14 protein-coding genes and 1 pseudogene are annotated in these 13718 nt (G+C 68.3%); 3 read left to right on the top strand and 12 right to left on the bottom strand.

Annotation, left to right across the window (positions count from 1 at the left end; genetic code table 11):
• Positions 1 to 12 precede the first annotated feature (12 nt).
• Together ASD82_RS07085 and ASD82_RS07080 are read right to left on the bottom strand one after the other, a co-directional pair.
• On the bottom strand, positions 13 to 507 hold the full coding sequence (locus ASD82_RS07085) for a hypothetical protein (RefSeq protein WP_056717140.1): 495 nt from the start codon (positions 505 to 507) through the stop codon (positions 13 to 15).
• A 122-nt stretch (positions 508 to 629) separates the two neighbouring features.
• Entirely contained in the window at positions 630 to 1187 is a 558-nt protein-coding gene (locus ASD82_RS07080; RefSeq protein ID WP_056717139.1) for a cytochrome b, read from the bottom strand.
• Between the two features lie 183 nt (positions 1188 to 1370).
• Here ASD82_RS07080 and ASD82_RS07075 point away from each other — a divergent pair, with 183 nt between their 5' ends.
• The 3 genes from ASD82_RS07075 (at position 1371) to ASD82_RS17685 (ending at position 4250) form a co-directional block, all read left to right on the top strand.
• Positions 1371 to 2435 (top strand): peptidase U32 family protein, encoded by a 1065-nt coding sequence (locus ASD82_RS07075; protein WP_235580658.1) that lies wholly within the window; start codon positions 1371 to 1373, stop codon positions 2433 to 2435.
• Positions 2436 to 2439: 4 nt separating this feature from the next.
• The gene (locus ASD82_RS07070; protein WP_082585270.1) at positions 2440 to 3327 is read left to right on the top strand and encodes a U32 family peptidase; all 888 of its coding nucleotides are present in this window, start codon (positions 2440 to 2442) and stop codon (positions 3325 to 3327) included.
• 584 nt (positions 3328 to 3911) lie between these two features.
• Positions 3912 to 4250: a hypothetical protein gene (locus ASD82_RS17685; protein ID WP_157599212.1), complete on the top strand. Its 339-nt coding sequence runs from the start codon at positions 3912 to 3914 to the stop codon at positions 4248 to 4250.
• Between the two features lie 228 nt (positions 4251 to 4478).
• On the opposite strand, the gene ASD82_RS07065 is transcribed toward ASD82_RS17685, so the two are convergent.
• The 10 genes and pseudogenes from ASD82_RS07065 to ASD82_RS07020 form a co-directional block, all read right to left on the bottom strand.
• Positions 4479 to 5138: a hemolysin III family protein gene (locus ASD82_RS07065; protein ID WP_056717138.1), complete on the bottom strand. Its 660-nt coding sequence runs from the start codon at positions 5136 to 5138 to the stop codon at positions 4479 to 4481.
• A 62-nt stretch (positions 5139 to 5200) separates the two neighbouring features.
• A complete protein-coding gene (fabB, locus tag ASD82_RS07060; protein WP_056717137.1) occupies positions 5201 to 6409 on the bottom strand; it encodes a beta-ketoacyl-ACP synthase I in 1209 nt (402 codons plus the stop codon).
• A 1-nt stretch (position 6410) separates the two neighbouring features.
• Positions 6411 to 6926 (bottom strand): 3-hydroxyacyl-[acyl-carrier-protein] dehydratase FabA, encoded by a 516-nt coding sequence (gene fabA / locus ASD82_RS07055; RefSeq protein WP_007807788.1) that lies wholly within the window; start codon positions 6924 to 6926, stop codon positions 6411 to 6413.
• Between the two features lie 121 nt (positions 6927 to 7047).
• Positions 7048 to 8493 (bottom strand): FAD-binding protein, encoded by a 1446-nt coding sequence (locus ASD82_RS07050; RefSeq protein ID WP_056717136.1) that lies wholly within the window; start codon positions 8491 to 8493, stop codon positions 7048 to 7050.
• Entirely contained in the window at positions 8490 to 9515 is a 1026-nt protein-coding gene (gene nadA, locus ASD82_RS07045) for a quinolinate synthase NadA (protein WP_056717167.1), read from the bottom strand. The genes ASD82_RS07050 and nadA overlap by 4 nt, the downstream gene beginning before the upstream one ends.
• Positions 9516 to 9546: 31 nt before the next feature.
• Positions 9547 to 10431, bottom strand: a complete 885-nt coding sequence (locus ASD82_RS07040) for a chorismate mutase (protein ID WP_235580657.1) — start codon at positions 10429 to 10431, stop codon at positions 9547 to 9549.
• Positions 10428 to 11666 carry a hypothetical protein gene (locus ASD82_RS07035; protein WP_056717134.1) on the bottom strand — a complete coding sequence of 413 codons (1239 nt, stop codon included), beginning with the start codon at positions 11664 to 11666 and terminating at the stop codon, positions 10428 to 10430. The genes ASD82_RS07040 and ASD82_RS07035 overlap by 4 nt, the downstream gene beginning before the upstream one ends.
• Positions 11647 to 11928, bottom strand: coding sequence for a DUF2249 domain-containing protein (locus ASD82_RS07030; RefSeq protein ID WP_056717133.1), 282 nt, complete (start codon positions 11926 to 11928; stop codon positions 11647 to 11649). The genes ASD82_RS07035 and ASD82_RS07030 overlap by 20 nt, the downstream gene beginning before the upstream one ends.
• A 75-nt stretch (positions 11929 to 12003) precedes the next feature.
• Positions 12004 to 13263: an alginate export family protein gene (locus ASD82_RS07025; RefSeq protein WP_056717132.1), complete on the bottom strand. Its 1260-nt coding sequence runs from the start codon at positions 13261 to 13263 to the stop codon at positions 12004 to 12006.
• 208 nt (positions 13264 to 13471) lie between these two features.
• Positions 13472 to 13718: pseudogene (locus ASD82_RS07020) on the bottom strand (cytochrome c); the annotation flags it as partial.

Genomic DNA, 13718 nt, shown 5'->3' with positions numbered 1-13718 from the left:
ACCAGGAATGCTTCACGGCTCGTCGTGCATCTCGTGCATGGCCGGCGCCGGCTGGTCCCAGCCCGGATCATTGAAGTAGTGCGGATAGTGCGCGATCGCCTCGCGCATCGCGGCCACCGCCTTGACGTTGCCCGGGTTGGCCTGCAGGGCCTGCGCCGCACCGAGCAGCGGTGCCAGGATGCCGTGCAGGGCCGCGTCCGGTTCGGCGGCCAGCTTGCAGTTGGCGAACATGAAGCCCACCGCATCCTCCACTTCGGCCGCGCGGTCGACCGCCATCGGCGCACTCATGTGGCCCATCTCGTAGTGACGCAGCTGGTCCACCGCGACGTGCACGCGACGCATGCCCTCGCGCAGGGACGCGTCCGGCTCCCAGCGCTGCGCGGGCACGCTCACCGTGGCGGCGTGGTGGCTGGCGTGATCCGCATGCGATTGCGGTGGCGCGGCCTGCACCGAAACGGCCAGGCCCAGGCCGCAGGCCAGGGCGACAAGAGTGGGGACGGATGTCATGGGAAGCGCTCCAGCAGGCGGCGTGCATGCCGCGGATGGAAGGATGCTAGCGCGGGCCCGCCGCTGCGCGACTGACCCACGTCAACCGCGCGACCGTCATCGCTGCGGCCGGCTGCCGCAGCTCAGTTGCCGTTGCCGCGGCGCGGCAGCATCCGGCGCAAGGTGTCGTCATGCATGAAGTAGTGGTGATACAGCGCCGCGGCTGCGTGCAGGCCCACCAGGTAATAGCCGATCGTGCCGATGGTGCCGTGCAGGCCCTCCAGCCGCTCGCCGAGCAGGTCGTCCGGCGCGATCAGCGGCGGCAGCTCCAGGCCGAAGAACGGGATCACCTTGCCGCCCGCACTCAGGGTCAGCCAGCCCAGCGCCGGCATCACGATCAGGAACGCATACAGCAGCAAGTGCATGATCCCGGCCAGGTGGTGCTGCCAGGCCGGAAGGCTCGCATCACGGCGCGGCGACGGCGTCATCAGGCGAATGGCCAGGCGCAGGAAGACCAGCGCGAACACGCCGAGCCCCAGCATGAAATGCCAGGTCTTCAGGCCGGCACGCAGGCTGCTGCCGCGCGGCGCCAGTTCGTGCAGCTCGATGCAGGCGTACACGGCGACCAGCAGCGCCAGCATCAGCCAGTGCATGCCGATCGACAGCGGGTGGTAACGGTCAGTGGTGTTCATCGGATTCATGGGGAGTTTCGCCGTCGGCAATCGGAACAGATGGTCGGGCATCGACACGAGTCGTGCAAAGCCGGGCACAGCATGGACCGCACCGGCGCGCCCGGGATTGACCTCGGTCAACTTCCCTTCCGGTGACTTCGGCGCATCCGCCGAATTTTCCCGCATCCGCACGGAACCACTCCGACCTGACCCATGTCAACGCAGCTCGCCGGATCAGCCGCCACGATGCGCCGCGAACTTCCTGGCTTCGAGGTGCACATGCAACTGGTCTGTCCTGCCGGCAACCTGCCGGCGCTGCAAGCGGCGATCGACGCCGGCGCCGATGCGGTCTACGCGGGCTTCCGCGACCAGACCAATGCCCGCGCCTTCCCCGGCCTGAATTTCAGCGACGCGGAGCTGCTCGACGGCATCGCCTACGCGCACCAGCGCAAGCGCAAGGTCTACCTGGCATTGAACACCTACCCCGACAGCGCGCGCCTGGCGACGTGGTACCGCGCCGTGGACAAGGCCGCCGAGTTCGGCTGCGACGCGATCATCGCGGCGGAGATGGCGGTGCTCGATTACGCCACGCGCACCTACCCGGCGATAGCGCGGCACCTGTCGGTGCAGGGTTCGGCCACCACCGCGCCGGCGCTGCGCTACGCCCACGAGCGCTTCGGCATCAGTCGCGCGGTGCTGCCGCGGGTGCTGTCGATCCAGCAGGTCGAGCGATTGTGCGAAGGCTCGCCGGTGCCCATCGAAGTGTTCGCGTTCGGCAGCCTGTGCATCATGGTCGAAGGTCGCTGCCAGCTTTCAAGCTACGTCACCGGCGCCTCGCCGAATCGCCACGGCGTGTGCTCGCCGGCCAGCTTCGTGCGCTGGGAGGAACACGGCGACGGTCGCCGCAGCGTGCGCCTGAACCAGGTGCTGATGGACAAGTTCGAGCCCGCCGAACCGGCCGGCTATCCCACCGTGTGCAAGGGACGCTTCGAGGTCGGCGGCGAGACCTTCCATGCGCTGGAGGAGCCGACCAGCCTCAACACGCTGGAGCTGCTGCCCCGCCTGGCCAAAGCAGGCGTGGCCGCGTTGAAGATCGAAGGCCGCCAGCGCGGCGTCGCCTACGTCGCCTCGGTCACCCGCACCTGGCGCGACGCGCTGGATCGCTACCGCAGCGCACCCGACGCGTGGCAGCTGCGGCCGGGCTGGCAGTCGTCGCTGTCGAAACACGCCGAGGGCCACCAGACCACGCTTGGCCCCTACCACCGTTCCTGGCATTGAAACGATGAGCACGATGAAACTGAGCCTCGGCCCGCTGCAGTATTTCTGGCCCCGCGAACAGACCCTGGCGTTCTACCGCGAGGCGGTGGAGTGGCCGCTGGACATCATCTACCTGGGCGAGACGGTGTGCAGCAAGCGCCGCGAACTGGGCACGCGCGACTGGATCGCGCTGGCCGCCGAACTGACCCGCAGCGGCAAGCAGGTCGTGCTGTCGTCGCTGGCGCTGATCGAGGCCGAATCCGAGCTAGGCGTGCTGCAACGGCTGGTCGACCACGGCGACTGCTGGATCGAGGCGAACGATCTTTCCGCCGTGCAGCTGTGCCGCGAACGCGGCGTGCCCTTCGTGGCCGGCCCCACCCTCAACGTCTACAACCACCACGCCCTGGCGATGCTGATGGCCGACGGCCTGCGCCGCTGGGTGCCGGGCGTCGAGCAGGGCCACCAGCTGCTGCGCGAATTGCGCGAGGCGATGCAGGCCGAAGAGCGGCCCATGCCCGAGCTGGAGGTGATCGCCTTCGGCCGCCTGCCGCTGGCCTTCTCCGCCCGCTGCTTCACCGCCCGCGCGCTGGACGTGGCCAAGGACCAGTGCGGCTTCCGCTGCATCGACTACCCCGACGGCATGCCATTGGCCACCCGCGAAGGCCGCCCCTTCCTGCGCATCAACGGCATCCAGATCCAGGGCGAGGAAATCACCGACCTCGGCCCCGAACTGCCCGCCTTGCGCGAACTGGGCGTCGACGTGCTGCGCCTGTATCCCCAGGTCGACGGCATGGCCGAAGTGATGGCGCACTTCGACCTGGCCCGCCACTCCCCGGTAGCACCGCCGCGGATCGGCGCACGCAACGGCTACTGGCACGGCGAGCCGGGCATGCGGCCGGTGGCTGAGGCATAAGCCCAGCGAGCCCGTCAACACCCGGTGTATGGCGGAACCTGCACCAGCGTCGAATACATCAGCAAGGACTGGTTCACCGGAGTGCCTGGCGAAAATCCCGTCGCCCCGCGTCATGCGAGCAGCTATGCGAGCCGCGACCAGGCCGTCTCACCATTGCTCACCCGCCACCAACGGTTAGCCCAGCGCAGTCACCCGTCGTCGGGCCGTCCAAGTGCCCTTCATCAGGGAGCGAAAGGGTGCCATCATCATAAATCACGAACTTTAACGTGGCGGGATTGGATTGCGGGGCTAAGTTACAACAGCGACGTCAAGTTGTTAGGCATCACAGGAGATCACGATGAGTTTGTGCCCGCACTGCAAAGAAGAGTTCACCTACGTCAAGCGGGTAAGTGTCGTTGTCTTTGGCGATGACAACCATACCCACGCCGTCTCATACAATTGCCCGCACTGCGAGACATCACTGTCGGTAACCAGCGACCATCTTGAGGTTAAAAGAGACATAGTTACTACAGTCATCTCGGCCATCAAGAGTGACAGTGCTAGTAGCGCCGTCTAACTTCCATTTGCCGCAGTGAAATTTACATATGATCCAACTTAAGCAAGAAATGATTGTTCTGCGTCGCCTATTCGAGCCGTGGAACACGGCTCCCCACGGCACCGCGATCTGGGAGCCAGATGCAACTGATCCAAATGCAGAGTTCAAGCGCGATCTCATTGCCAAGGCTTTCGTGTTAATTGCCGCAGGCGATTGCGCGTTAGCTGGAAATAATTTTAGTGCCCCCAACTTCGGCGAATTGGGCTTTTCCTTAATCCAAGATGCCCTAGCCGCCGATCCCGAAGAGCGGAACTTCATCGAGCTGGCTGTCGTCTGTGAGAGAGTCCGTCATTCTCTCACGCGGGTTTGCTACCTAACAGTTCAGTAGTAAGAGACTTCCCGTCAATACCAGCCGCATGACGCTTTTGCCCTGAGCTTCGGGCCACTGCCGGTCATCGCGTCGCCCTGTTTGCTGCGTGCCGTGTGTCAGCGCCGCACCGACGACGCCCCCGACCTGGCTGCCCTGCATCGTGCACAGATTGCTGCCACGCCGGAAGGCGGAGGCGCATGTGGGAAGTGCAGAGGCGGCCAGTGCAGGCCGCACGCAGCACCACGCTCAAAACGTATAACGCAGCACCGTGAAGTAGTGGCAGCCGGTGCCGGTGAGCACGAACAGGTGCCAGACGAAGTGGCTGTAGCGCAGGCGTTCGTGCAGCAGGAAGAACACCACGCCCAGCGTATAGGCCAGGCCGCCGGCCAGCAGCCAGGCCAGGCCGCCCGGCGCCATGTTCAGCCATAGCGGACGGATCGCGATCAGCGCCGCCCAGCCCATCGCGACGTACAGCGCGGTGGACAGCCGATGGAAACGCGCGCCCACGGCGAGCTTGAAGATCGCGCCCAGCAGGGCCAGGCCCCAGATCACGCCCAGCATCGACCAGCCCCAACCGCCACGCAGCACGCCCAGCGCGATCGGCGTGTAGGTGCCCGCGATCAGCAGGTAGATCGCCGCGTAGTCGAAGCGCTGCAGCAGTTCCTTGATCCGCAGGTGCGGGATCGCGTGGTACAGCGTGGACGCGAGGTACAGCAGGATCGCGCTGGCCCCGAACACCGTCGACGCCACCACCGCGGTGGTGCTGCCGCTGCGCAGCGCGGCGATGACCAGGATCGGCAGGCCGGCCACGGCGAGCAGCAGGCCGAGGCCGTGGCTGATGCTGTTGGCGATTTCCTCGCCGAGGGTGGAATCACGCGAGAGTGCGGGCGCGGCCGGGGAAGACATGCGGGGAAAAACTCGGGGAGGGTTGTGCGGCTGCCGAAGTGACAGCCGCGGGTCGTGCAGGCTCAGACCTTGGCGAACACCAGGGTGCCGTTGGTGCCGCCGAAGCCGAAGCTGTTGGACATCACCGTGGACAGTGGCGCCGAACGGCTTTCGCGCACGATCGGGAAGCTTGCGGCCGCCGGATCGAGGTCGCTGATGTGGGCGGAGCCAGCCATGAAGCCGCCGTTGAGCATCAGCAGGCTGTAGATCGCCTCGTGCACACTGGCGGCACCCAGCGAGTGGCCGGTCAGCGCCTTGGTCGAGGACAGCGGCGGCACCGCGTCACCGAACGCCTCGCGCACCGCGTTCAACTCCACGATGTCGCCCAACGGCGTGGCGGTGCCGTGGGTGTTGAGGTAGTCGATCGGCGCCTTGACGTTGGCCAGCGCCATCTTCATGCAGCGCACCGCACCCTCGCCCGACGGCGCGACCATCTCGGCGCCATCGGAGGTGACGCCGTAGCCCACCAGTTCGGCATGGATGCGCGCGCCACGCGCCCTGGCGTGTTCGTATTCCTCCAGCACCAGCATGCCGCCGCCGCTGGCGATGACGAAACCGTCGCGGCTGGTATCGTAGGGGCGCGAGGCACTGACCGGCGTGTCGTTGTGATGGCTGGACAGCGCGCCCATCGCGTCGAACTGCGAGGTCATGCCCCAGTGCTCTTCCTCGCCGCCACCGGCGAACATCACGTCCTGCGCGCCGTGGCGGATCAGGTCGGCGGCCGCGCCGATGCAGTGCGCCGAGGTGGCGCAGGCGGCGGAGATCGAATAGCTCAGGCCCTGGATGCCGAAGGTCGTGGCCAGCGTGGCCGACACCGTCGAGCACATCGTGCGCGGCACCATGTACGGACCGATCTTGCGCACGCCCTTGTTGCGCAGCAGATCACCGGTTTCGATCTGCCAGCGCGGCGAGCCGCCGCCCGAACCGGCGATCGCGCCAATGCGCGGATCGCGCACCTGGTCCGCGTCCAGTCCGGCATCTTCCATCGCCGAGCGCATCGACACATAGGCATACGCCGCGGCGTCGCCCATGAAGCGCTTCAGCTTGCGATCAATCACCGCTTCGAGGTCGATGTTCGGCACGCCGGCCACGTGGCTGCGCAAGCCCAGCTCGGCGTACTCGGGCATCGCGCGGATGCCGCTGCAGCCATCGCGCAAGGCGCTGGTCACGGTTTCCAGATCATTGCCCAGGCAGGACACGATGCCCATGCCCGTCACTACGACGCGGCGCATCTCAAAAACCCTCGGTGGACTGGAACAGGCCCACGCGCATGTCGCTGGCCTCGTAGATCAGGCGGTCGTCGACGAAGGTCTTGCCGTCGGCGATCACCAGCCGCAGCTTGCCGCGCATCACGCGGCGGATGTCGATCTCGTAGCGCACCAGCTTGGCCGTCGGCATCACCTGGCCGGAAAACTTCACGTTGCCCACGCCCAGCGCGCGGCCACGACCGGGTTCGCCCAGCCACGGCAGGAAGAAGCCGCTGAGCTGCCACATCGCGTCCAGGCCCAGGCAGCCTGGCATCACCGGGTCGCCGATGAAGTGGCAACCGAAAAACCACAGGTCCGGATGGATGTCCATTTCGGCATGGATCAGGCCCTTGCCGTAGGCACCGCCTTCCTCGGAAATCCGCGTGATGCGATCGAACATCAGCATCGGCGGCGAAGGCAGACGGGCATTGTCGTCACCGAACAACTCGCCGCGGCCGCAGGCGCGCAGCTGTTCGTAGTCGAAGGAGGAAGGACGTGTCATGAAATACTCGCGGGGTGAGGAACGCCCAGTGTGCCAGCTGAGCGCCTTCCTGTCTTGACGCGCATCAACGCGATGCCGTACGCGTGCGCACTGAAATGCCGTCGTGGTAGCGGGCAGCGTGTCAGGACGGACAGCCACGGTCTTCCCGCCAGTGCGCGCCCAGCGAGCGCGTGCGCAGGCGCATCGCGCGTAACAGCGCCTTGCCCAGTTGCGCCTGCCAACCGGCCTCGGCCAGCACCGCGCAGGCGTGCCACGCATCGCGCAGCGAACGGGCTTCACGGATCGGGCCGCCCGCATGCCACAGCAGCTCGCGTAGCACGGCCAGCTCGGCCGGCGGCAGGCCCGGGCCGCGCTCGACCACGCGCGTCGGCCCCGCCACCACGGCTTCCGCCGCATGGCTCAGCCCTTCGCCCAGGCGGCGGCCGCAGACCACGCCTTCCAGCAGCGAATTGCTGGCCAGCCGGTTGGCGCCGTGCACGCCGTTGCAGGCCACCTCGCCCACCGCGTACAGGCCCGGCACGCTGCTGCGCCCGTCCGCGTCGGTGGCCAGCCCGCCCATGTGGAAATGCGCCACCGGCGTCACCGGCAGGGTGACCCTGCGGGGATCGAAGCCATGCGCCAGGCAGGCCGCCAGCACGGTGGGGAAACGCCGCTCCCAGTCGCCATCGACACCGGTCGCATCGAGGCGGACACGTCCTCCGGCCGCCTGCACCGCGGCCACGCGCCGGGACACCACGTCACGTGGCGCCAGGTCGCCCAGCGGATGCACGCCGGCCATCAGCGCGTTGCCGGCGGCGTCGAGCAGGCGGGCACCGGCACCACGCAAGGCCTCGGTGATCAGTGGCAGGCGATGACCCGCCACCTCCAGCGCGGTGGGATGAAACTGCACGAATTCCAGATCGCGCGCCGCGGCGCCGGCGGCCAGCCCCAGCGCCAGCCCCGCGCCATCGGCGCCTGCCGGGTTGCTGCTGCGGGCATACAACGCACCGATCCCGCCGGTGGCCAGCACCACGGCCGACGCCTCCACCTGCTCATGCCGGCCGCGCTCGTCGCAGGTGCGCACGCCGACCACGCGGCCTTCGCGCATCAGCAAGGCATCGACATCGACGCCGCCGCGCCATTGCACATGCGCGGCCGCCTGCGCCCGTGCGCGCAAGGCCTGCACCAGGGCCGCGCCGCTGGCATCGCCGCCGGCATGCACGATGCGGGCGGCGCCGTGGCCACCTTCGCGACCCAGCTGCAGACCACCCTGCGCATGGCGATCGAACGTCACGCCCTGCGCCTGCAGCCAGGCAATCGCCGCAGGCGCCTCGGCGGTCAGCCACTGCACCATCGCCTCGTCGTTGTGCTGCGCCCCGGCCACCAGCGTGTCGTGCGCGTGGGCGGCGGGGCTGTCGCGCGGATCGAGCGCTGCGGCGATGCCGCCCTGGGCCAGCGCGCTGGCGCTGCCGCAGCCGTCATGGGCGCGACACAGCAGGCGCACTGGCGCGGGCGCCGCGGCCAGCGCCGTCGCCAGCCCGGCGACGCCGCTGCCCACCACCACGATCGGCAGCCGTGCGTGCCTCACACGCGTTCGCGCCGCCCGACGGCGAGCATCCGTTCCAGCGCCGCGCGGGCCCGCTGGCTGACGTCGGCGGGAATCTCGATCGCATGGCGCAGGTCGCGCAGGCAGGCGTAGATGTTCTGCAAGGTGATCCGCTGCATGTGCGGACACAGGTTGCACGGCTTGATGAACTCGGTCTGCGGGAACTGCGACTTCAGGTTGTCGGCCATCGAGCACTCGGTGACCATCGCCACGCGCGCCGGCCTTTCGCGGGCCAGCCACTTGCCCATGGCGGTGGTGGAGCCGACGAAGTCGGCCTCGGCCAGCACCTCGGGCGAGCACTCCGGATGTGCCACCACGCGGGTGCCGAACTGCTCGCGCACGTGCCGCACTTCCTGCGCGGTGAAGCGCTCGTGCACTTCGCAGCGGCCGTGCCACAGGATGATTTCCACCTTCGTCTGTTTGGCCACGTGGCGGCCGAGGAATTCGTCGGGCAGGAAGATCACCTTCGGCGCGCCCATCGCCTCCACCACCTGCACGGCGTTGGCCGAGGTGCAGATCGCATCGGACTCCGCCTTCACCGCGGCCGAGGTATTGGCGTAGCTCACCACCGGCACACCCGGATGCTGCGCGCGCAGCGCCAGCACGTCGGCGGCGGTGATCGAGGAGGCCAGCGAGCAGCCGGCTTCGAGGTCGGGCAGCAGCACGGTCTTGTGCGGCGCCAGGATCTTCGCGGTCTCGGCCATGAAGTGCACGCCGCACAGCACGATCAGCTCGGCCTCGCAGTCGGCCGCGGCCTGGGCCAGCCCCAGCGAATCGCCGGTGATGTCGGCCACGCCGTGGAAGATCTCCGGCGACTGGTAGCTGTGCGCCATGATCACCGCGCCGCGCTGCTTCTTCAGCCGATTGATCGCGTCGATCCACGGCAGGTGCAACGGAATTTCCAGGCATGGCACCAGCGGCTCCAGCCGCTCGGCCAGCGCCGCGTAATCGTGTTCGAGTTCGTCGCGCCAGACCGGCACGGGCAGGTTTGCGAGGTCAGTCATGGTGATCGCTGCCGAGGAAAGGAACGAAGCGTCAGGCGTACTCGCCACGATGCGCCGCACGCGCCGCGCGGGCGAACCGGGCACCGCGATTGAGCGCGATGCGCAGGCCCAGCGGCACCGATTCCCACGGCAGCCGCTCCAGCAGGTTGCGCGCGGTGAGGCCAAGTTCGGTATCGCCGGTGAGGTCCAGAGCGCGCTGGAAGAACAGCGTATCGGCATCTTCCAGCCGGCCGGCCAGCAACAGCAGGTTGGTGGCGCTGCCGCGCACGCTGGCCTCGGGTTCGTCGTCGACCACCTGCAGGCGATCACCTTCCAGCGCCAGCACCCAGCGCAGGCGCAGGTCGCTGACCTCAATGGCCAGCCGACGGCCGCGCATGAACTCCAGCGAGCCGTCGCGGATCGGCGTGGCCAGCACACGCTGCATCGCCGCTTCCAGCAGGCGTTGCTGCCAGCGCAGCGGCAGGACGCGCAACAGTGGCGCCACGCGTTGCGGCGACGGCAGCGCGCGCAACAGGCGCGGCGTGATGGAAACAGGAGCTGGAGGCATGCGCATGGTGGGCGGCATCATGCGTGGATCGACGGCGTGGACGCCTTGACCCAGGTCAACGACGAGGCCTTGCCGCGCGCAGGCATCGGCGATCGCCAGGTTCACCACCCGCGCCGCGGTGTCCGCCGGCAATTGCAATCGACGCGCCAGCGCCTGCGTGCGACGACGAACCTGTTGCTCGCGCAACAGGTCACGCGACGGCACACCGCTGCGTGGCTTCAACCGGCCAGCCATGGCGGCGAGCCGCCGACGCGTGGCCAGCAACACGATCAGGCCATCGTCGACGCGATCGATCGCCGCACGTACGCGGGCAAGCACGAAACGTCCGGCGCCGGGCATCACGACCTCCTCTCCTGTCGAAACACTCATCGCGACTTCTCCAGCGAGCGCAGAAAATACCTGGCGCGACGGCCCGCGCCGAGCAGGGTCCAGCCCGTCAATGACCACACCAGCACCAGCGCGATGCCGGCCACGCGCGCCAGCGATGTGGACGGCCAGACCATCGCGGCCGGCAACGACAGCAGCAGCGGCTGGGCCAGCAGAACGCGACGCTTGTCCGCCTCGGGCAGCAGGCGCTGCACGCCGGGCAGCTGGATGCCGCGACCGCAGTGGCGATGCAGCGCGATCCAGCCGATGAAGGGCACGATCTCCAGCATCATCGCGGTCACCAGCAAGGGCAGCGCCAGGCCCAGGCCCACGCTGGCGGCGAGCATGCCGCCGGGCACGATCGGCAAGGCCAGCGCGGCGCATGCCAGCGCGATCAGCCCTGCACGCCAGCTGTCCACCAGCGGTCCCCGGCGCAAACGCGGCGCGCACCACTGCAGCCACAGGCCGGCGCCGGTGAAGATCAGCACGGGCGCGGCAACCACGCTGGCCACCGCGCTGCCTGCGCGCAGGCCGGCAACAGCCACGAGCACCGCGACCACGCCAGCCAGCCACGTCGCCTGCGCCGCTTCGGGCACGCTGCCGGTGCCCTGGAACATCGGCATCACCACGCGCGCCACGGTGGCCAGCAGCACCACGATCCAGCCCAGCACGCCCCAGCTGGCATGCACGTCGGTCCACGCCGTCAGCGGAACGGCGAGGCGCCCCGCCAGGCCCAGAGCAAGCACGGCACCGAGCACGGCGGTGGCGAGTGCGGACGCAAGCGCCACGCCGAAGCCCGCACGCAGCAGGCGCTGTCCCGCCGCCGCCAGCAGCCCGGGCACGACCATCAGCGCCAGCATGACGAAGGCAGCCGGCAGGACCATCGCCGCGGTCATCAGGCCGAAAGGCCAGCGCTGGTGCATGCCGGCCACCAGCAGCAGCACGCCGACGTTGAACAGGCCATGCAGCCACCGGCCAGATCGCTCGCCACCGCGCAGCGTCACGCCAGCGGCCGCGGGAAGAAACTGCAGGATGCTGCCGAACATCGCATTGCCCAGCACGCCGAGGGTAAAAGCGTGCACCATTGCCAGGGAGGCCGGACTCCAACGCGTCCGCAGCGCGGCATCGCCGTCGACGATCAGCAGCACGCCGGCCAGCACGCCCCACAACGGCACCGTGAGCAGGAAGCGTAGCGGCAGCGGCGCGGCCGGCGCCCGGTCAAGCCGCAGCTTCGTCATCGCCGAGCGGACAGCGGATCAGCACGCGGGCACCGCCGCCGGCAAGCAGCGTTGCGGTTGCCGGCCATCCGCGGGCCTGCAGCAGGTCGAGCAGCGGTGTGGGCAGCAAGGGCGTCAGCACCTGCACGGCCTGACCCGGACGCAACGCGTCGGCGGCGGCCAACGCGCGCATCATCGGTTGCGGCGACGGCAGGTCGCGCAGATCGAGTTCGAGCAGCGGCGCGTCAGCGACGCCGCACACGGTGGAAGGGGTGTTCTGCATGTCGCCATCAGACCGCGGATGCACTGCGGACGCGCTGACCTGGGTCAACCCGCCCGCAGCTCGCCGCCAGTCGTCTCAGCGTGCGCCGGCCAGGCCATGCTGGCCACGCCACTCCAGCTGCAACCACACCTTGGCGCTGTCGCGACCGAAGCCGTCCGCCTGGTAGTTGCCCAGCTTGACCAGGCCGCTGAGTCCGCTCGCCAGCGGGAACGCCAGCGACGCATCCCATTCGCTGCCATAACGGCCGCCACGATCGGCGCGATAGTCGTGCCACACCACGGTCCAGGCCAGCTTGCTGGCAAGGCCGGCGCGACCGAAGTTGCCGTTGACGCCCACGTAGCGATCGTCGAGCCCACCGGCCGGCGTCACGTTGAACTGGTCGTTCCAGCCATTGAACGCATGCAGCGTGGCCAGCGGCGTCTGCAGCGCATGCAGGCCGTTGCCGCCCAGGTGTTCCCAGCCCAGCTTCGCGGTGATGCCGGATTGCGTCCAGCTCGGTTCAAGCAGCCAGTAGCTGTGCGCAAAATTCAGCGGATTGTCGGCATGCTCGTATTGCCGCGCGCCCTCCACCGTCCAACCCAGTCCGTTGCCATCGCGCAAGGCCTTGCCGTTCCAGCGCAGGCCATAGGTAGCGCTGGAAGCGCTGGCGACGTCGCGGTCATCGTGCAGGTAGGCGTAACCGGTGAACTGCTGCGTACCCTGCGTCCACGCCACGTTGAGCAGATGGGTATTCAGCTTGCGCTCGCGCGCCAGCGGATTCAGCGCGTCATCGCCGGCCACCCGATGCACGCGGTCGAGCCAGTCATAACTCACCGTCATTGAGGACCACGGCTGCCATTGCAGGGCGACGGCATCGAAGGTCTGTTCGTGCTGGCGCCAGCCGCTGTTGCCGATCCAGCGCTGGTTGTCGACGAGCAGCCGCTGGCGACCCACCGTCGCGGCGAACTGGCTGCCCTGCCAGCGCACCCAGTACTGGTTGAACTCGCTGCCCTTGGGATCGGTCACCGCCGGATACCGGCTCTGTCCGTTCGCGCCGCTGTTGTAGCGATCACCGGCGCTGGCCACGCCAGCGCCTTCCAGCAGGCCGCTCCAGCCGTGACCGAATTCCGCATGCAGGCCGAGCCGCAGGCGCAAGGTGTCGGCGCTCGCGTTGCGGGTGAACGCATCGTCATCGACACCTTCATGGCGCAGGCGGGCATCCCACTCCAGTTGCAGCGAAGGCGTGGCCGACGTGGTGGCCGGCAAGGCATGGGCGGATTCGCCCGCGGCCCAGGCCGGCATGGCCACGATGGCCAGCAGGCAGGCCATGGAAAGACGGTTTCTCGTGTGCTTCATCGCGTTGCTCCCTTGTAGTTGGCGGGAGTCTCTGCCCGCGACGACGCACCCGACCTGACTTCGGTCAAGTCATGGCAAGGGATGCCACCACTGTGACAACGCGCCGCGCAGTCCACCCATGCGACAACGCCGTCCATGCGGACGGCGTTGTTCCCCGGTCGATACGGTATGGCCGTATGGACGGCCATACCGATATTTCGCTTCGGCATCAGTGTTCGGCAGGTGCGGCCGGTACGGCCGCGGCACGTGCCTTGGCTACCTCGTCCTTGCTGATCTGGCCGCCCGGGTTGCCCCAGCTGTTCAGCACGTAGGTCAGGATGTTGGCCACCTCGTCGTCGTTGAGCTGGCTCATCGGCGGCATCACCGAGTCGTACTCGTGGCCGTTCACCGTAATCTTGCCGGTCAGGCCGTGGGTGACGATGGTCATCGCCCGCTTCGGATCGGCCGCCAGGTAG

Source organism: Rhodanobacter sp. Root179, assembly GCF_001428465.1.
Classification (GTDB): domain Bacteria; phylum Pseudomonadota; class Gammaproteobacteria; order Xanthomonadales; family Rhodanobacteraceae; genus Rhodanobacter.
This window is presented reverse-complemented; position numbering and strand designations above follow the sequence as displayed.